Source organism: Exiguobacterium sp. s161 (assembly GCF_018619045.1).
GTDB lineage: Bacteria > Bacillota > Bacilli > Exiguobacteriales > Exiguobacteriaceae > Exiguobacterium_A > Exiguobacterium_A indicum.
Window position 1 is genome coordinate 38,671 of record NZ_JACSNH010000006.1, and the last position, 18,621, is coordinate 57,291.

The following is an 18,621-nucleotide window of genomic DNA, read 5'->3' on the forward strand; positions in this document are numbered from 1 at the left end:
AAAAGAGAAGAATTTACTACAAAGGAGTCGATGAATCGATGCAACAGATTACGTTAAATAACGGCATCAGCATGCCCCAACTCGGATATGGTGTCTTTAAAGTACCGGAAGAAGAAGTATATGAAGCGGTCAGCGAAGCACTCCGCGCCGGGTATCGTTCAATCGATACGGCGATGATTTACGAGAACGAAGAAGGTGTCGGTCGCGCGCTGCGTGACTCGGGCATTCCCCGAGAAGAGATCTTTCTGACGACGAAAGTCTGGAATTCCGATCACGGCTATGAAGAGACACTTGCCGCTTTCGAGACGAGTCTGCAAAAGCTTGGTGTCGATTATGTTGACTTGTATCTGATTCATTGGCCGATGCCAAAAGAAGATCGTTATGTCGAGACATGGCGGGCGCTCGAACATCTCTATGCAGAAGGAAAGACGCGTGCCATCGGTGTTTCGAACTTCCATATTCCTCACTTGGAACGAATTTTAGCCGAAGGATCGATCGTTCCTGCCGTCAATCAGATTGAACTCCATCCGTTCCTTAGCCAAGAAGCGATCCGAGACTTTTGCCGCAAGCACGGTATCGTCGTTGAAGCTTGGAGTCCGTTGATGAAAGGACGCGACGCGTTGACGCATCCGGTCATCGTAGATATCGCCGATCGCCATCAGAAAACGCCGGCTCAAGTCGTCCTCCGTTGGCACTTGCAACACGACATCGTCGCGATTCCGAAATCCGTCACGCCAAGCCGCATTCACGAAAATCTTGATGTCTTCGACTTCAGCTTGTCAGACGCTGATATGCAAGCCATCGATCAATTGAACGCCGACGTGCGTACAGGATCAAATCCGGATCATAAATAAGACGAGACGATTCTCGTCTAATCTCCATACAAAAAGAAGGTACTTTTCGGATTTGATCCGGAAAGTACCTTCTTTGATGATGACCCTAACGCGTGATTCCAATCGATTATTTTAGCGGTCTAAATTATTTCCATGATCTTGCTTGGCGATGTCATCCGATTGATGTTTCGATTGACGACGTTCTTCGCCGTCTTGCGTTGCATCATGTTCTTTTTCCTCGCGTTCTGTTTCCGGACGTCGGAAATCGTCATCCCGACGCATTGCGATATCCGGTTCTCGGTTCCCGTCGAGCTTTTTTGAATGATCGATTGCCTGCTCGTCTTGCGGCATCTTATCAGTACCGGCGCGATGCAAATCAATTTCTGCATGCTCTTCCTTCGAATCTTTATCAACATCAAGCGGATTACCGGAGCCGAGCTGTGCATTGGAATTCGCATCTGATGACGTATGCGTCTCTTCGCCACTACCATAACGGACTTTTACATCAGGATGCGTGTTGTCTGTATTTAGATGTGGATCGAACTGGATGTCTTGGACTTCAAGTAACAGAACGAAACCCCCACCTTCGACTTCCGTTTTGCGTTGTTCGATTTCATTGTTTGATAGATCAAGTGACCCAAACAAATCATCGACTTCTTGATCGCGTCCTTTGTTCCCGCGAATTCGATCAATCCAAGACGGTTTCGTCGTCGCGATTTCGGCATCCATTTGGCTACGAACGAGTGCGATGTTCGACTTCTCTTTGACGATGACGTAGAAGTCTTCCTCCCGATGCCCTTGAATGTGCAATTCGTCCATTTTTGAGATCAATTCTTCTTCTGAATAGAATGTTCCAATATATTGTTTCGTTTTCATGGATGTTCTCCCCTTATCGACACGATTTGTCATGCGTGACTTCTATAAGGAGTATTTCCTCTTTTGCGTTAAAATATGCCAAAAAACATGCGTTCCATTAAAACGTCATCTGTTTGACATGTAAACGATCATTCGCCGACAAGTTTCAGACCAATCGTCGCACTTAAGACAAGACCGATACAAACCAGTCGCTTCCAGTCTTTTGATTCGTTATAGAGCACCATGCTGAGGATCGCACCGCCCGCTGCTCCGATTCCCGTCCATACCGCATACGCCGTTCCCATCGGTAAACCATTCATCGCAAGTGTCAAAAATAAGAAACTGAGTCCGAATCCTGTTCCCATCAACAGTAAATTCTTCGCATTCTTATTTTGATTGAACGTATTGATCAAGACGACACCAAACATCTCAAAGATTCCGGCAATGATTAAATAAATCCAACTCATGCTGATTTCTCCTCTCCACTGACTAACTTCAGACCGATGACGCCGACGAGTAAGACAGCGATCAATACTAATTTCATCACGGAAGCGGCTTGGTCGAATAACACGATGTCCGTCACGACCGTTCCTGCTGTTCCAAGACCGACGAAGATAGCATAGACCGTTCCAACTGGTAAATGGTTACTCGCTTTAATTAGCACGGTAAAGCTAACGATGATACAGACGATCGTTGCAGCCCACTCAAGTGGTGTTGCCGCATGTTTTAATCCGATGACCCAGCCCACTTCAAAACACGCTGCGACGATGATCCCAATCCAATACTTTGCCATAATAATTGCCTCCTAATAGGTAAATTCAAATGAAAAAGCCCGGGAGCAAGCGAGACGATTCGCTTTACTCCCGGGCTTTTATCCCTCCGTTGCATGGACAAACGTCCATGTTCCTCCCTCGGTCCAGCCGTACGGAACCCTAGAGGATACTCCCTATTCCATTCGATACAACCACCCTAGCACGCCCTTTTTCCCATGTCAAACAGGAATCTGTTCCCCATCTGTCAAATAGAATCAAAGTGACTTCATCTGAATGAGGAGGATGCTGCATGCGTTATAAAATCAATGATCAACTTCGGATTCGTCGTTTTACACCAGAAGATGTAGAAGCGGTTCACGCCTATGCCTCACAACCCATCGTCAGTCAATTCCAGTCATGGGGACCGAATACCGAAACGGATACGAAACAATTCCTACACGATGCGCTTGAAAGTGAACTCGAGACACCAAGACGTCGTTATGTCTTTGCCGTGACGTTTCCAAGTGACGTCGTCATCGGTGCCGGTGAACTCGTCATCACAGACGTTGAGAATAAAATCGCCGAAATCGGATACGTCCTCTCGCCTGATGAATGGGGGAACGGATACGCGACGTCAATCGCCTCTTTCCTTCTCCAATTCGGTTTCGAAAAACTAGAACTACACCGAATCACGGCAACGTGTGACCCACGAAACGTCGCTTCCGAACGTGTCTTGCAAAAGGTCGGCATGACGAAGGAAGGACAGCTTCGCGAGACGGTCTATCTCGAAGACCACTGGCGCGATTCCTTGATTTACGGCATGCTCGACTGGGAATGGCAAGTGGATCACGAAGAAGATAACTAACATATGACTTCAAACGGTGTGCCGAGGCATACCGTTTTTTCATGAACAACCTCCTATTTTTTTGATTTTTATCAATTTTTAAACAAGCGCATGCTACACTATTCATAATGACAAATTTTAAGAATTGGAGTGAACCTCTTGATGAAAAAATGGACTGCTCATGTTGCTGGACTTGCCGCAACGTTAATGTTGAGCTCGGTTTTACCCGCACCCGCTTTTGCTGAATCGCCACCTGTTCAACCGACAGCAGAAACACAAACAGTCACCGAGACAACCGGGACGGCTTATTTGAAAGAGGATGCTGCGTTGCTACAAACGGCTGATTCCACAACGGTCATCCAACAACTACCAGCAGGAACGACATTCAAGACACTCGGTACGGACGGTGACTTCACTCGTGTCAGTTGGCAAGAAGGTACTGCTTATGTCGCAACAAACGCGTTAACGCAAACAGCACCTGTTTTTCAAAAACAAGCAACGCTGATGTCGAAAAGTTCACTCTCATTAGTTGCTTCACCATTTGATCCCACCGTCGTGACGACACTTCCCGCTTATCAGAGAATCGATACATACGGCACCTTCGACACGTTCACGCGTCTGAAATGGAACGAGCAATACGTCTATGTATCGACGACACAACTCGAGCAACTTCCGAAATTGGTTGGGACGCGTTATGCCAAACGAGCGACTTCTCTTTTCGTTGAGCCGAAGACGACAAGCGCGAAGACTGCCGTCACTCAAAATCAATCATTCGAAACGTTCGGAACGACGGGTACTTTTACACGTGTGGCGACTAAGACCGGTTACGCCTTCGTATTGACGACTGATTTAGCTGATACGCAGGTCGTGAGCCATCCAGAAACAGGAGTGCGTTACGTCCAACAGCAGACGACGGTCTATGCCACTGCGACTACGAAAGGAGAAGTCGTACAATCGCTTCCTGTGAATACTTCTCTTCAGACGTACGGCGTCGAGGGTTCATTTACACGAATCAAACGAAACGACGAGTATGCCTATGTATTGACGGCACATCTCGGTACGTTGAAATACTATCCAAAGACCGCACGCCTCTATGTTCAGCGCGCTACACCGATCTATAGTGCACCGAATGCTTCCGGCTCCATAATCGATCAACAAAAAACAAATACTTTATTAACGATCTATGGTAAAAGTGGCGTCTACAGTCGAATTATTTTCCGCGGAGTCCATGCCTACGTTAAAACAGCTGATCTTGGTAGTGAAAAAGTATACGCCGCAACCGGAACACGGTACGCAAAACGCAACTTGTCCGTCTATACGTCTGCTTCAACGAAAAGTAAAATGATGTATTCTGTCAAACGAGCTGATAAACTAACGATTTATGGTACGAGCGGTAGTTACACACGATTAAAAAAAGGGACAGTCTATGGTTACGTCAAGACGAGTGATCTCGTCACGAAAAAGCCGGATCTGTATGACGTTACCGGTCAACGTTACGTGACAGAGGACGACGTCGTCATTTGGTCACAGGCAAAACTGTCGGGTAAAAAAATCGGTACGTTGAAAAAAGGAAAATCGATCACCATCTATGGAAAAAGCGGTTATTTTACACGTGTCAAATATAACAATATCTTTGGTTTCGTCGATTCGAGTCGGATCGGACTAAATAAACCAAAAGCAAAAGCGAAAAAAGGGACAACGTTTTATGTCCATCTGGACCAAACGCCACTCTTCTCTGCTGACGTCGCTTACAGTCGGCCAGCTGCCTATTTGAAAAAAGGGACAAAATTGATTGGTCTGAAATCAATTGATGATGATTTTTGGCAAGTTCGCTTAGTCAGCGGTCAAACGGGTTACGTCCTCAACCCTTATATCAGCACGAGCAAACCCGATATGAAACTGACACAAAAAGCAATCAATCGAACGAAAATCTATACCGTCAAACAGACGACATCCTTCTTTTCGAGTCCAACCAGTCCAAAAGGCAGCGGACTCGTTGAGCAAGGCAAACGTGTTTATCCGCGTCACCGGGTCGGAAACTTCTATGTCATCCAGTCAGGCTGGACACCCGTCTATCTTCCGGTCTCAGCTGTGACGATTACGTCCGATAAACGGGTCATTAAAAAGAATAACACGCGCGGTGAAAAGCTGATTCAAGCAGCCGTCCAACATATCGGTACACCTTACACATGGGGATCGCAAGATGCCGTGAACGGTGGCTTCGATTGTTCCGGTTTGATTCACTACGCGACAAATAAGGCTGGAAAATACGGTGGTCGGACGAACGTTCGCGGCTACTGGTACGGTGCTTTCTTTACGAATCGCCGGACGAGTATCTCGAGTGGTAAACGCTCGGATATCGTCTTCTTCCAGAACACCTACACGGATGGTCCATCGCATATCGGAATCATGCTCGATAGCGAACACTTCATCCATGCGGGCGGTTCACAGCTCCAAATCAATTCGATTTATGAACCGCGTTGGCAAGAGCATTTCCTCGGATTTAAATCGATGTAAGACAAAAAAAGACGAAGCCGTCGAATTCGACGGCTTCGTCTCTTCTTATCGCAACACGTCAGAATGTCATCTCGACGTATTTCGTTACTTGTCGATCCATCAAGTATAACTCGATCTGTTCACGGTATGCTTTATAGTGATCGGATGCGATATGCGCTTCAAGTGCCTCTTCGTCCTGATACACTTCATACAGCATGAATTGATGCTCGTCTTCGATCGATTGGTGCAAGGAATAGCGTAAGCATCCTTCCTCTTTTTGTGCGGCATGATAGACCGTTTCTAAAATCGGAAAGACTTGATCCGCGAGTCCTGCTTTGATTGTAAGTACAGCGTTGACGACGATTTCTCCCATGTTTCATTATCCCCTTTCGTGATTACCTGTATCTGTACCCATTTTCACGAAAAAACACACGTCAAAGGAGCTTGAAGATGCAAACTCAACTTTTTGAAGCACTCGAACAATTCGAACCGACGATGATCGCGTTACGGCGTGATTTCCATCGACATCCGGAACTCTCTTTTCAGGAAGTCCGCACACCAGAACGAATTGCAAACTTTTACGCGGAACGGGGCATCCCTCACGAAACAGCCGTCGGAGGTCGTGGTGTCGTCGCGACGATCGAAGGCAAATACCCTGGCCCAACGATTGCGGTCCGTGCAGATTTTGATGCTTTACCACTTCAAGAAGAGACAACACTTGCTTTCCGGTCAATCCATCCCGGTGTCATGCATGCTTGCGGACACGATGGGCATACGGCGATGGTGATGGCTCTTGCTGCTACGCTCTATCCGTTACGGGATCAATTGCAAGGAACGATTCGAATCATTCATCAGCATGGAGAAGAGGTCTTTCCTGGCGGAGCCATCCAAATGATCGAAGCCGGCGTTCTCGAAGGCGTCGATGCGATTTTCGCGACACATCTCGAAAATGATTTACCGGTTGGTACGATTGGGTTTCGGGAAGGACATACATTATGTGCGATCGACGAATTCGAAATCATCGTTCATGGTCAAGGTGGGCATGCCCAGGCACCGCACAAAACAAAAGATGCGCTCGTCGCTGGGGCACAACTCGTCTGCAACTTACAACACCTTGTCAGTCGACGGGTCGATCCGTTCGAACCCGCTGTTCTTGCAATCGGATCCTTCCACGCAGGAACGGCGCCGAACATCGTCACGGGTGAAGCACGCATCGTCGGGGAGATCCGGACGTTCAATGAAACCCTGCGGCATCAGCTCCGACAAGAAGTCGACCTTGTCGCCAAAACGACGTGTGCCGGCATCGGTGCTACTTATTCGATTGACTTCACGACGGGTTACCCGGCGCTTTGGAATCATCCGGACGAGACAAAACTCGTTCAGGAAGCTGCTTCTTTCTTACCGGAAGCATCTGTCCGGTCACTCACACCGATGATGGCGGCGGACGACTTCGCACATTATCTAACACACGTCCCGGGAAGTTACTTCTTTACCGGCTCCGGATATACGGACGGTCGCATCAATCATCCACAGCATCATCCGCAGTACGAGATCAACGAACAAGCGTTATTGGTTGGTGCGAAAACACTCGGAGCGACGGTTTTACGTGCCTTGAAACCTAAGGATTGACTTTATTTCTATGTGAATGGTATCATCACAACAATGATAACGAATGACATCAACTTCATATACCCTTATCAAGAGTGGACCGAGAGATCTGGATCGATGACGTCCCAGCAACCTGCGTATAGCAAGGTGCTACGACCAGCAAAGCGAAAGCTTTGGTTGATAAAAAGCGGCGACTCCTTTTGCAACCAAGCGAAGGAGTCGTTTTCGTTTTTCTCGCTGTCAGACATACAATGGGAATTTCCCACGGAGAGGAAGAGACGGATGGAAAAAGCAACATTTGCAGGTGGATGTTTTTGGTGCATGGTGACACCATTTGAAGAATTACCAGGAATCGAGGGAATCGTATCAGGTTACATGGGCGGTCACGTCGACAATCCGACGTATGAGCAAGTCAAAACAGGAACGACGGGACATCTCGAAGTCGTCCAAATCACGTTTGATCCGAGCCTATTCCCGTACGAGCGTCTGCTCGAACTCTACTGGCCACAAACGGATCCGACGGATGCAGAAGGTCAATTCCAAGATCGTGGCACGCAGTACGCACCAGCGATTTTCTATCATACGGATGCGCAGCATGAAGCAGCAATCGCTTCTCGTGACGCTCTTGCTGCAAGCAATCGTTTCAAACAACCGATCGTAACGCGGATCGATGCCGCTTCTGAATTTTATCCGGCGGAAGAGTACCATCAAGACTTCCATAAGAAAAATCCAGAACACTATAAAAAAGATCGTGCTGCCTCTGGTCGCGATGCCTTCATCGAGCAGGAATGGAAAGATACGACGACGGTTTAATTCAAAAAAATGCATATAAAAACAGGTCAGTAAACATTTGTTTGCTGACCTGTTTCATTGTTATGAAAAAAATAAGTCATGAAACACGTTCTACTTGATCCGCCGCCTTCTCTTCCGGCGCCACGACTTGATACCGCTTCAAAACGAAGATCCCACATACCATGACAGCGAGACCGACGAGCTGACCGAATGATAAATCAATTTGTGGTAAACCGAACCAACCGAACGTATCGACAGCGAGAGCAAAGCTTAACTGCGAAATCAGAACGACAGAGATCGCGACGGACGGACCAAGCAATTGAATTCCACGCATGACACAAAAAACGACGCCAACACCTACAAGTCCACCAAACCAATAGAGTGGCGATACGTTTTGAATCTGTCCGATTGTTCCACCACGAAACAGAACATACGTGACACTTGCTCCGACGAAACCGACAAAGAAGACTAGCGTCGTCGTCGCCCAAGCGCCAAACGCGTCACTCATCCGAGCATTCAATACCGTCTGTAAACTGATCAACATCCCTGCCAATACGGCACACACGATGCCTATTACCATGTTCGTTCCTCCTTACTCATAGCTGTTGCCGTTCGCCTTCTCGCGAATCCGCTCCAGATCGACAATGATGATTTTCCCGCGTCGTCGAACGAGAATCTCTTCTTCACATAATTTCGTGATGATCCGATTGAGATGGCGATAACTTGTTCCAAGCCAGTCGGCGACGTCATGCAGGTTCGACGTCCGCATCTCCTGAGAAAACAAACTGTCACTGGCTTCAGAAGCGATCGACAACAAATATCCTGCAAATCGCTCTTCAACTGTATACAATACATGGTGCGACGCTGATTTCGAGTCGGCATACCACTTCGCTGTGATCGTTCGTAATAAGAATTGCAGAAAGACGTTCGTCGTATTGTGCTCGCGTAAAATCGCATACGGTACGCTCAACACCTCGACGTCGGTCACCGCTTCGACCGTATTCAATACTTCCCGTTCGTTGATGAACTCAGCGTCACCGATCACTGTCAGTGGTGTCTTGAATCGTAGAATCCGTTGTTTCCCTTCTGACGAGGCAGCAGATATCTTAACTTTGCCTGCGACGATGAAGTACATCCGGTCGATCGCTGCCCCTGTCGTACAGAGGAGTTCCCCTTTTTGGAAGGTTTCTTGACGCAACCAAGCGCGCGTCTCTTCCGTCAAAATCGTATCCAGTCCATACTGTTGAATGACGCTTTCCATGTTCATTTCCCCCCTTTAGGCAAGTGAGAAAATCGCAACTCCTGCAAGCATGAGACCCACACCAACCCATTGACCACGATTTCCTTGTTTTTTTAAGACACCGAACCATCCCTTTAAATCAATCACAAACGCACATAAAATCTGTGCGACGAGTAATAAACACATCGCCCATGTCATCCCGAGTTTTTGGATTGCTGTCAGTTCCGTTACGACGACTAGCACGCCAATCAAACCGCCGCTCGCATAAATCCATGGAAACTGACGGAAGCCACCGATTTTCCGATCTCGTACGAAACTGTAAATGACTAAACAACCCATCAGACCCACAAAGTGGACGATCAATACGGACAACCACGGTCCGACGCCTGTCGCAAGGCGCGCATTGAATATGCCTTGCAGGGCGATGAACAGACCGCTCATCAAAGCAAACACGACTCCTTGCACGTCATCTCCTCCTTTAATCTCTACACTAGAGTAGACCTTACTCGTGCCCTACTTGAAAAGGACAAATGTCCCATTTTCAAAAAAACATGAAAAAACCCGCTGTCCACAAGTGGCATCACGGGTCCCTCACTATATGCTCATGTCGTAAAACGAGTCGTCGTTTGTTTCAGCTGTTCCTCTGCTTCCGTCATCATGCGCGTAAACAACTCCGCAACAGTCGGCACATCATGAATCAATCCCGCAACTAGTCCAGCGTTGACATATCCTTTCTCCTCATCGCCCTCAAGAGCGCCTGTAATATGATACGACTCATTCGTCTGATCGAGAAAAGCAGCAGGTGTCTCTACTGTGAGTCGTTCGACGTAAGGACCATCAAGGACACGTCGGACGAATCCGACGGAACGTCCGATGATGCGTGTATCGGTATCGGTCGCATCCATTAAGTGCGCCTTGTATGCCGAATGAACCTTCGCCTCTTCCGTCGCGATCAACCGTGTTCCGAGCTGGACGCCGGCAGCACCAAGCAACAGAACAGCTGCTAGCCCACGTCCGTCGCCAATCCCACCCGCTGCAAGGACCGGTATGTTGACCCGATCGACGAGTTGCGGAATCAAGGTCAACGTCGTCAACTCGAGCGGTGAATTGATGCCTGCTGCTTCAACTCCCTCCGCTACGAGTACATCAGCGCCTGCCTGTTCTGCCTTTAACGCCTGTTTGACTGAAGCGACAACAGCAATCGTTTTGATACCGGCAGCTTGAAGTCGCTCTATGTACGGTGTCGGGTTTCCTGCCGACAAGGAGACGACCGGAATCTTTTCTGCAATCGCGAGATCAATCAGTGCTTCCGTATAAGGAGACACCCGAATCGCGATGTTCAAGGCAAATGGTTGATCCGTCAGCATTCGTGTCTCGTGAATCCGCGACGACACTTCATCGACCGACAATGTCCCGCACCCGAGCGTTCCGAGTCCTCCGGCATTCGACACCGCTGCCGTGAGCGCCGCATGACTAATGTTACCCATTCCTCCTTGGATTAAAGGATATCGAATTTTAAAGAGCTCACAAATCGGAAACATGTCTTTCCTCCGTTCTCGACTTCACTCACATGCTATACTGACATGGAATGAATAGTAGTTCATCTTATTATAGAAACGAGGTCATTCTGTTATGAAGATTCCGTATCAATCGATTCATCCGAACGTAGCATCCGACGTATTCATCGCTCCTGGCGCTTATCTGATCGGAGACGTCACGATCGGTTCCGAGTCTACCATCTGGTTCAACGCTGTATTACGCGGTGACGAAGGACCGATTACAATCGGCAAACGCTGCAGTATCCAGGACAACGCGACGATTCATCTCTATGAAGGGGCACCCGTCGTCATTGAAGATGAAGTAACGGTCGGACATAACGCGATTTTACACGGTTGCAAAATCGGACGTCGTTCGATCGTCGGAATGGGTGCGACCGTTCTTGATCATGCAGAGATCGGTGAAGAATGCATCATCGGGGCGAATACGCTAATTCCATCGGGAAAAGTTTTCCCACCCCGTTCGCTGATCATCGGCTCACCCGGTAAAGTCGTGCGTGAACTAACAGAAGCGGATCTCGCGATGATTCAGGAGTCGATTGATTCTTATGTCGATAAAGGATATGCCTTCCGAAATATTCTCGCAGAATCTGCTGAACAGAACACATCTGAATGACACGAATGCGGGGCGGATCAACTGATCCGTCCCGCTCTTTTCATTCGAATATATGCTCACCGCTCTGCAAACAGCGGGTGTTCCGCCGCGTCGTACGAGGCACTGCGTTGGGACACATCGTGCGTCTCTTCAAAGATCGATTCGAAGAACCGACTCGCTGGTTGTGCGAGCAATCGGTAATATTGTTCGAACAAGAGCGCCGCGTGATGTCCGCTCCAAGCATCCGGTAACAGTTCTTGCGGTAATCCGGGATCCGTGAACAGAAACTTCCGGTACTCATGTACGAGCATCGTCCGTTCGACGAAACACTGTTCATCCGTCATTTCTCCAAGTTGCAGCTGACTTTGATGGACGATGTATTGCCGGCTGTAATCCGTGATGAACGTCTCGTAACGCTCCTGCAATTCCTCCAGCGGAAACGCACGCTCGACGAGGGATTGATCCTGCTTCGGACCGTGGTATTCACCGACGAAGAAATCGACATACTCTTCGATCTCATACGACGCGATCAATCGTTCCGCCTCTTTTTCAAGCGGGTTCGGTGAAATCCAAACCCCGTTCGATAAGTTGCCAAACCCACTCCACGTCAGTTCTTTGCGGAGCTCATCACGAATCTGGCGTTTATCCTCCGGAATCGTGTACATCAGCGTTCGCCACTTCCCGTCCCAGTCGTGCGGTGTTGATCTGTAGATCCGGCGTGCGGCCTCCTCCATCCGTTCCACCCCACGTGGTGTTAATGAATAGAAGCTTTTATTTCCTTGTTTCTCGGAGACGAGCCAGCCTTGTTTAACCATCCGGGACACAGCAACCCGAACGGCTTGTTCGTTATGTCCGAACTCTTTGACGAGTCGAATTAAACTCCCGACCCAGATTTGATTGCCGTAATGGCGGATATAATCGCCGTAAATCGTAAAGATCATCGATTGGGTGTTCGCACTCATGGTATTCACTCTCTCTTCAGTCGTTCATAGTGTGTATCGTTAGTATACGGGTTATTTCAAACGTCGACCATCCTCATCTTCCTTCAAAGCGTGGTGGTCGTTTTTCAGCGAAGGCTTGTAGCGCTTCCTGACGATCAGCCGTCGGAATGACGACTTCATAAGCCTCTGTTTCGAGCTGTAGTCCTTGTTCGAGTGAGACATCCCGCCCTTGATCAATCGCTCGCTTCGCTTGGCGCAAGGCAATCGGACCATTCTGTAACATCTGATTAGCAAACTCAAAGCACGTCGTCATCAACGCTTCCCGGGCAACAACGGCTGTCGCGAGTCCGTACCGTTCTGCTGTCATCGCATCGATTTTTTTCGCCGTGAAGATCAATTCCTTTGCCCGCGTCTCCCCAATCAGTCGTGGCAAGCGTTGTGTTCCACCGGCTCCTGGAATGATCCCGAAGCTGGTCTCCGTCAAGCCGACGAGTGCATCCTCAACGAGAAAGCGGAAATCACAGGCAAGGATCCACTCGAACCCACCGCCGAGCGCGTGACCGTTGACGGCTGCGATTGTTGGTTGCGGCAATTGTGCGATCGAAGTGAAGACATTGCGGATCGCAAGGACATTGCGCCGGACTTCTTCTTCGTTTAAATGCACGCGTTCTTTTAAATCGGCACCGGCACTAAATGCTTTCCCCGTTCCCGTAAACAGGACGACCCGCGCTTCCGGGTCGACCGATAACGCATCGACCTGTTCTTGCAAAGCGACAAGCGTCGGATAATCGAGACAGTTCAAACGTTCTGGACGATCAATCCGGACGATTGCGATATAGCCTTCTCGTTCTAAGTGAATCATACGAGTCCCTCCCGATCGACGACAAGTGCGATCCCTTGTCCGACTCCGACACACATCGTCGCGAGACCATACGTCCGGTTCGTTCGGCGCATCTCATGCAATAATGTCGTCAAAATCCGCGCTCCACTCGCACCGAGTGGATGACCGAAAGCGATCGCACCACCGTTGACGTTGACTTTTTCGCTTGGTAAACCAAGTGCTTCAATGCAGGCAAGACTTTGAGCCGCAAAGGCTTCGTTCAACTCGATTTGATCGAGCTGTTCGACCGTCAACCCTGCCCGCCGGAGAACTTTTTCCGTCGCGTCGATTGGTCCGATTCCCATGATGGCAGGTTCGACCCCTGCTGTCGCACTCGCCCGGTAATACCCGAGTGGCGTCAAACCGAGTTCGTTCGCTTTTTCTTCACTCATCAATAACAGTGCCGACGCACCGTCGTTGACACCAGATGCATTCCCCGCCGTCACGGTACCACTTGGGAATAACGGACGAAGTGTCGCCAGTTTCTCACGTGTCGTCTCGGGACGAGGATGTTCATCACGATTGAAGACGCTGACGTTGCCTTTCCGGTCCATTTGTGTGACCGCAACCAGTTCGTCCGTGAAGCGCTCTGTCTCGATTGCTCGTTTCGCGCGTTGTTGGCTTTCAAACGCAAAGTCGTCCTGCGCTTCGCGTGAGATCCCGTACTGACGGGCGACGTTCTCGGCTGTCTCCGGCATCGAATCCGTTCCGTATTGATCTGCTAAACGATCATTGACGAAGCGCCAACCGATCGTCGTATCGTACATCGTCTGATTGCCACGTGGGTTGGCCTGATCCGGCTTCGCGAGAACGAACGGTGCACGCGTCATGCTTTCCGTCCCACCAGCGATATAGATATCGCCTTCACCTAAGGCAATCCCTCGTGCCGCCGCGATGACAGCGTCGAGCCCTGACCCACATAAGCGATTAATCGTCGTACCAGCGACTTCGACCGGTAGACCAGCTAGTAGTCCCGACATCCGGGCGACGTTACGATTGTCTTCTCCCGCCTGATTCGCATTACCGAAAATGACTTCCTCGATCGTCTTCGGATCGACTTGTGGATTACGCTCAAGCAACGCTTCGATGACGCGTGCTCCTAAATCATCCGGACGAACCTGACGCAAGGCGCCGTTATAGCGACCAATCGGTGTCCGAACGGCATCGATGATGGCGACCCGTTTCATGATGTCACCTCGCGATTCGTATAGTCATAGACGCCACGACCGGTTTTACGACCGAGTCTGCCCGCTTTGACATACTGTTCGAGCAGTGGTGCCGGACGGTATTTTTCGCCGAGCTTCTCATGCAGATACTTTAAGTTGTGGAGCCGAGTATCAAGTCCGACCAAGTCCCCGAGTTCGAATGGTCCCATCGGATAGTTTAAGCCGAGTTTGATCGCTTTATCGATCTCTTCTGGTGTCCCGAGTCCTTCTTGTAACATGTAGAACGCTTCGTTTCCGACGAGCGCACTGATCCGCGAAGTCACGAACCCAGGAAACTCACGGATGACGACCGTTTCCTTCTGCATCTGACGCGCTACCTGTTCAAGAGCTGCAACCGTCTCATCCGATGTCTCAAGACCACGAACGAGCTCGATCAGTGGCATCAGATGGACCGGATTGAAGAAATGCATCGCCATGACCCGGTCCGCCCGGTTCGTAAAGGACGCAATTTCCGTTGGACTCATCGTCGACGTGTTCGTCGCGAAATAACAGTCCGGACGTGCATTCGCTTCTAGCGTTTCAAAGACTTGCTGTTTGATGCTGAGTTGTTCCGGTACTGCTTCAATGACGAGATCCGCTTGTTGTGCCGCCTCAGCTAGGTCGGTCGACAGATGCAGTCGATCGAACAGTCCCTCGACCTCACTTGTCGTCATCTTGCCACGGATGATGCCTTTTTCCGCGATTCGTTCTAATTCTTGCAGTGCTCCTTTGACGTATTCCTCTTTGATATCAACGAGTGTCACCTGAAATCCGCGTTGTGCGGCCACATAAGCGATACCACGCCCCATGACGCCGGATCCGACGACGACGAGTTGTTCTACCATCTGAATTCCCCCTTATCCCCTGTGCTGTTAAAAAAGGCTGGACTTCCCGACGGAACTCCAGCCTTCCCTCTTGCTTATAGTCCGAACGGATTGAGTGGACGACTGCCGTAATACGACAAGATACTTTTTGTTTCCGTGTACAGATCAAGCGTCTCGATACAGAGTTCTCGACCGAAGCCCGATTGTTTGTAGCCACCAAACGGTGTGCCCGGGAAGGCAGAGAACGGACAGTTGACCATGACGATGCCGGCTTTGATTTGATTCGCGACACGTGTCGCTTTCGCGCCGTCTTTCGTCCAAACGGCTGATCCGAGTCCAAATGATGTATCGTTCGCTAGGCGAATCGCTTCTTTTTCATCTTTGAACGGCATGACGACGACGACCGGTCCGAAGATTTCTTCATTGACCGCTTTCATCTCGTGCGTGACGTCCGTGATGATCGTCGGTGCGTACCAGAAGCCTTTTTCGTATCCTTCTGGCGCTGTCGCGTGACCACCTGTGACGATTGTTGCCCCGTCCGCTTTCGCTGACTGGACGTATCCATCGATGACATCGACTTGTTGTTGGTCGATGATCGCTCCGACGTGTGTTCCTTTATCGAATGGATTACCAAGGACGAGTTGTTTTGTCTTCGCGACGAATTGCTCCATGAACGCTTCGTAGATCTCCTCGTGGACATACAGGCGCGAGCGCGCTTCACACGATTGACCGCTGTTATAGAAGATGCCGAACAACGAACCATCAACGGCTGCTGTCACGTCCGCATCTTCAAAGACGATGTTCGGTGATTTCCCACCGAGTTCGAGTGTGACTCGTTTTAGCGTCTCGGACGCACGTCCCATGATGTCTTTACCGACTGGCGTCGAGCCCGTGAAGGCGACTTTATCGACGTGAGGATGCTCAACGAGATGGTTGCCGATTTCGCGACCGGATCCCGGGATGACGTTGACGACACCTGCTGGTACGCCAGCTTCTAGACAAATCTCACCGAGAATGATTGCTGTCAACGGTGTCAATGTCGCTGGTTTGACGACGACCGAACAACCGACTGCGATTGCTGGTGCGACCTTCCAAGCTGCCATCATCAACGGATAGTTCCACGGAATGATTTGTGCACAGACACCGACCGCTTCTTTTTCCGTGTAGTTATGGAATTGTCCCGGTACGTTATTGACGACACCACGATGACCGACGATCGCACCCGCATAGAACTCAAAGTCTTCAATCGCTTGTGTGACTTGTCCTTGCGCCGCTGCCAGTGATTTCCCCGTATCAAGAATCTCCAGTTCGACGATTTCGTTGAAGCGGGAACGCATGATGCTCGCAATCTTATTCAAGATTTGTGCCCGGCGTCCGACCGGCCACATCTTCCACTTCCCGTGATCAAACGCATCACGTGCTGCTTGAACGGCACGATCCGCGTCTTCCTTCGACGCTTTTGCGACTTCCGCGATCACTTCACCTGTCGCCGGATTATATGTTTTGAACGTCTCGCCTGTTGCGCCCTCGACCTGTTCGCCGTTGATGAGCAAGTGATAGACGGACCGTTTCATTTCAAGTGTTTTTTCATGTACTGTCGACATTGTATTCACTCCTGTTCCTGTTGATTGAAAATCGGTGATCGTTTTTCAAGAAATGCTTGCATGCCTTCTGTTTGATCGGCTGTCGCGAACAAGAGATAGAAGTTACGGCGTTCGTGCTCCATCCCATCCTGTAACGATAAATCGACGGCTTTGTTTGCCGCGTCCTTGATCAACCGCAACGCCATGCTCGGTTGGTTCGATAACCGCTCTGCCATTGCCAGCACCGTCGCTTCGACATCAGCCGTCACCCGGTTGATGATACCAAGTCGTTCCGCTTCCTCTGCCTTCATCCGGTCGCCGGTGAAGAGCCACTCGAGCGCCCGCGTTCGACCGATGCATTTCGTCAAGCGCTGCGTCCCGCCTGCTCCCGGCATGACGCCGAGTCCGACTTCCGGGAATCCAAACTGTGTCTCAGGATCGGCGTAGATTAAATCACAAGCGAGTGCCAGTTCAAAACCGCCGCCAAGGACGAAACCATGGACACCTGCGATGATCGGCTTTTTGATTCGGCTGATTCGGTCCCAGTCCGCGAACGGATCGAGGAGTTCCATCGAGATCGGTGTCGCCTCGAGCATCTCCTCGATATCGGCGCCCGCTGAGAACGATTTTCCGTTTCCAGTCAAGACGATGACCGTCACCCGTTCGTCTCGGTCGAACGTCTCCATCGCCTCGACGATTTCCCGGACCATCGTCCGGTTCAGCGCATTGTATCGTGCCGTTCGGTCGAGTCGAATCCGACCGATCCGATCGACCATTTCCGTCTTAACGTACTGTTGTGTCGGCATGGACATCTTCACCAATCATCAATGTGACGAGATCCCCCGCAAAGCTCATCAAGTCTTTCCCGGATGCTTTTCCTTCGAGCGAACGCATGCCTGCTTGCATCGCTTCCTGACTTTCATAGACCATCTCGCACATCAAGTAATACTTTCCGTCTCCGCCCATTGGTGAGCCGACGATTTTCGTGACATTCATTTCTTGCAGTCCTGGAATTTTTGCTGTCAATGGACCATGGACCTCAAAATAGTGCTGATCGAATGCTTCCTTGTTTTCTGGGTGTTTGTACAGTGCGATTAATTTTGCCATCTTGATTACCTTCCTTCACATGAGAGTAGAGACGGGTTTCATCGCCTCGAATGGATTTTTACACGATTTACAGTAGAGAATACTTCGACATGCTGTCGGTCCGAATAAGTTTTCCATCGTCACATACGTCGATCCACAATACGGACAGTCAATCTCCCACTTCCCTTGCTCAAACCGAGGAGGAGCGATACCGAATGCCTTCAATCCTTGCATGCCTTGTTCCGTGATCCGGTCCGATGTCCACGGTGGATCAAACCGGAACTGGACGTCGACCTGTTCGACATTTGGAATCACCTGCAAGGCGGATTCGGTGTTTTTTTTAATGATTTCAAGCGCCGGACAACCGAGGAACGTCGGGAGAAGCGTGACGCGCACCACGTAACCATGCTCCGTCGCTTCCGCGTCCATCGTCTCGACCATGCCAAGATCTAAAATACTGACGCTATCAATTTCCGGATCCTTCACCCCGTTCAGGGCTTCCCGGATTGCATCCTGGAGTGTCGTCGTCAT

General features: G+C 49.9%; 22 protein-coding genes and 1 riboswitch. Of the genes, 6 read left to right on the top strand and 16 right to left on the bottom strand.

Translation table 11 applies throughout. The annotated features are described in order from the left end of the window. The first annotated feature begins 38 nt into the window (after positions 1-38). Positions 39-854 carry an aldo/keto reductase gene (locus tag KNQ14_RS13810; RefSeq protein ID WP_214861372.1) on the top strand — a complete coding sequence of 272 codons (816 nt, stop codon included), beginning with the start codon at positions 39-41 and terminating at the stop codon, positions 852-854. Positions 855-965: 111 nt separating this feature from the next. Here KNQ14_RS13810 and KNQ14_RS13815 read toward each other — a convergent pair whose 3' ends face one another. The 3 genes from KNQ14_RS13815 to KNQ14_RS13825 all read right to left on the bottom strand — a co-directional run bounded on the left by KNQ14_RS13815 (position 966) and on the right by KNQ14_RS13825 (position 2,481). Then, a complete protein-coding gene (locus KNQ14_RS13815; RefSeq protein WP_214861375.1) occupies positions 966-1,709 on the bottom strand; it encodes a general stress protein in 744 nt (247 codons plus the stop codon). A gap of 128 nt (positions 1,710-1,837) precedes the next feature. After that, a complete protein-coding gene (locus KNQ14_RS13820) occupies positions 1,838-2,155 on the bottom strand; it encodes a DMT family transporter (RefSeq protein WP_023467016.1) in 318 nt (105 codons plus the stop codon). Continuing rightward, on the bottom strand, positions 2,152-2,481 hold the full coding sequence (locus tag KNQ14_RS13825) for a DMT family transporter (RefSeq protein ID WP_214861376.1): 330 nt from the start codon (positions 2,479-2,481) through the stop codon (positions 2,152-2,154). The genes KNQ14_RS13820 and KNQ14_RS13825 overlap by 4 nt, the downstream gene beginning before the upstream one ends. A gap of 269 nt (positions 2,482-2,750) precedes the next feature. On the opposite strand from KNQ14_RS13825, the gene KNQ14_RS13830 reads away from it, so the two are divergent. Next, positions 2,751-3,305 carry a GNAT family N-acetyltransferase gene (locus tag KNQ14_RS13830; RefSeq protein ID WP_023467014.1) on the top strand — a complete coding sequence of 185 codons (555 nt, stop codon included), beginning with the start codon at positions 2,751-2,753 and terminating at the stop codon, positions 3,303-3,305. Positions 3,306-3,446: 141 nt separating this feature from the next. Next, complete coding sequence (locus tag KNQ14_RS13835) at positions 3,447-5,801, top strand: NlpC/P60 family protein (RefSeq protein ID WP_251138411.1); 2,355 nt, start codon at positions 3,447-3,449, stop codon at positions 5,799-5,801. A 58-nt stretch (positions 5,802-5,859) separates the two neighbouring features. Here KNQ14_RS13835 and KNQ14_RS13840 read toward each other — a convergent pair whose 3' ends face one another. Next, positions 5,860-6,153: a putative quinol monooxygenase gene (locus KNQ14_RS13840; RefSeq protein ID WP_035399006.1), complete on the bottom strand. Its 294-nt coding sequence runs from the start codon at positions 6,151-6,153 to the stop codon at positions 5,860-5,862. A 77-nt stretch (positions 6,154-6,230) separates the two neighbouring features. On the opposite strand from KNQ14_RS13840, the gene KNQ14_RS13845 reads away from it, so the two are divergent. Next, the gene (locus tag KNQ14_RS13845; RefSeq protein WP_214861378.1) at positions 6,231-7,409 is read left to right on the top strand and encodes a M20 metallopeptidase family protein; all 1,179 of its coding nucleotides are present in this window, start codon (positions 6,231-6,233) and stop codon (positions 7,407-7,409) included. A 62-nt stretch (positions 7,410-7,471) separates the two neighbouring features. Continuing rightward, positions 7,472-7,575, top strand: a riboswitch (SAM riboswitch). Positions 7,576-7,670: 95 nt separating this feature from the next. Next, positions 7,671-8,201 carry a peptide-methionine (S)-S-oxide reductase MsrA gene (msrA, locus tag KNQ14_RS13850; RefSeq protein ID WP_023467010.1) on the top strand — a complete coding sequence of 177 codons (531 nt, stop codon included), beginning with the start codon at positions 7,671-7,673 and terminating at the stop codon, positions 8,199-8,201. 76 nt (positions 8,202-8,277) lie between these two features. Here msrA and KNQ14_RS13855 read toward each other — a convergent pair whose 3' ends face one another. The 4 genes from KNQ14_RS13855 to KNQ14_RS13870 form a co-directional block, all read right to left on the bottom strand. Beyond that, positions 8,278-8,760: a DMT family transporter gene (locus tag KNQ14_RS13855; RefSeq protein ID WP_214861379.1), complete on the bottom strand. Its 483-nt coding sequence runs from the start codon at positions 8,758-8,760 to the stop codon at positions 8,278-8,280. A 12-nt stretch (positions 8,761-8,772) separates the two neighbouring features. Further along, positions 8,773-9,441: a Crp/Fnr family transcriptional regulator gene (locus KNQ14_RS13860; protein WP_214861381.1), complete on the bottom strand. Its 669-nt coding sequence runs from the start codon at positions 9,439-9,441 to the stop codon at positions 8,773-8,775. A gap of 15 nt (positions 9,442-9,456) precedes the next feature. Continuing rightward, positions 9,457-9,885 (bottom strand): DMT family transporter, encoded by a 429-nt coding sequence (locus KNQ14_RS13865; RefSeq protein ID WP_214861383.1) that lies wholly within the window; start codon positions 9,883-9,885, stop codon positions 9,457-9,459. 137 nt (positions 9,886-10,022) lie between these two features. Next, a complete protein-coding gene (locus KNQ14_RS13870; protein ID WP_214861385.1) occupies positions 10,023-10,961 on the bottom strand; it encodes an NAD(P)H-dependent flavin oxidoreductase in 939 nt (312 codons plus the stop codon). Between the two features lie 91 nt (positions 10,962-11,052). Here KNQ14_RS13870 and KNQ14_RS13875 point away from each other — a divergent pair, with 91 nt between their 5' ends. Beyond that, a complete protein-coding gene (locus KNQ14_RS13875) occupies positions 11,053-11,592 on the top strand; it encodes a gamma carbonic anhydrase family protein (protein WP_214861387.1) in 540 nt (179 codons plus the stop codon). Between the two features lie 56 nt (positions 11,593-11,648). Here the strand turns inward: KNQ14_RS13875 and paaX are convergent, their stop codons facing one another. The 8 genes from paaX to paaD all read right to left on the bottom strand — a co-directional run bounded on the left by paaX (position 11,649) and on the right by paaD (position 18,621). Continuing rightward, positions 11,649-12,533 carry a phenylacetic acid degradation operon negative regulatory protein PaaX gene (gene paaX, locus KNQ14_RS13880; RefSeq protein ID WP_023467002.1) on the bottom strand — a complete coding sequence of 295 codons (885 nt, stop codon included), beginning with the start codon at positions 12,531-12,533 and terminating at the stop codon, positions 11,649-11,651. 73 nt (positions 12,534-12,606) lie between these two features. After that, positions 12,607-13,374, bottom strand: a complete 768-nt coding sequence (locus KNQ14_RS13885; protein WP_214861389.1) for an enoyl-CoA hydratase-related protein — start codon at positions 13,372-13,374, stop codon at positions 12,607-12,609. Beyond that, the gene (locus KNQ14_RS13890; RefSeq protein WP_214748552.1) at positions 13,371-14,579 is read right to left on the bottom strand and encodes an acetyl-CoA C-acyltransferase; all 1,209 of its coding nucleotides are present in this window, start codon (positions 14,577-14,579) and stop codon (positions 13,371-13,373) included. Before KNQ14_RS13890 ends, KNQ14_RS13885 begins: the two co-directional genes overlap by 4 nt. Further along, a complete protein-coding gene (locus KNQ14_RS13895; protein WP_214861390.1) occupies positions 14,576-15,442 on the bottom strand; it encodes a 3-hydroxyacyl-CoA dehydrogenase in 867 nt (288 codons plus the stop codon). The genes KNQ14_RS13890 and KNQ14_RS13895 overlap by 4 nt, the downstream gene beginning before the upstream one ends. 74 nt (positions 15,443-15,516) lie before the next feature. Further along, entirely contained in the window at positions 15,517-17,025 is a 1,509-nt protein-coding gene (locus KNQ14_RS13900) for an aldehyde dehydrogenase family protein (RefSeq protein WP_214861391.1), read from the bottom strand. A gap of 5 nt (positions 17,026-17,030) precedes the next feature. Beyond that, positions 17,031-17,810 (bottom strand): enoyl-CoA hydratase/isomerase family protein, encoded by a 780-nt coding sequence (locus tag KNQ14_RS13905; RefSeq protein ID WP_023466997.1) that lies wholly within the window; start codon positions 17,808-17,810, stop codon positions 17,031-17,033. Beyond that, positions 17,788-18,111: an EthD family reductase gene (locus KNQ14_RS13910; protein WP_023466996.1), complete on the bottom strand. Its 324-nt coding sequence runs from the start codon at positions 18,109-18,111 to the stop codon at positions 17,788-17,790. Before KNQ14_RS13910 ends, KNQ14_RS13905 begins: the two co-directional genes overlap by 23 nt. A 15-nt stretch (positions 18,112-18,126) precedes the next feature. Continuing rightward, positions 18,127-18,621 (bottom strand): 1,2-phenylacetyl-CoA epoxidase subunit PaaD, encoded by a 495-nt coding sequence (gene paaD, locus KNQ14_RS13915; protein WP_214861392.1) that lies wholly within the window; start codon positions 18,619-18,621, stop codon positions 18,127-18,129.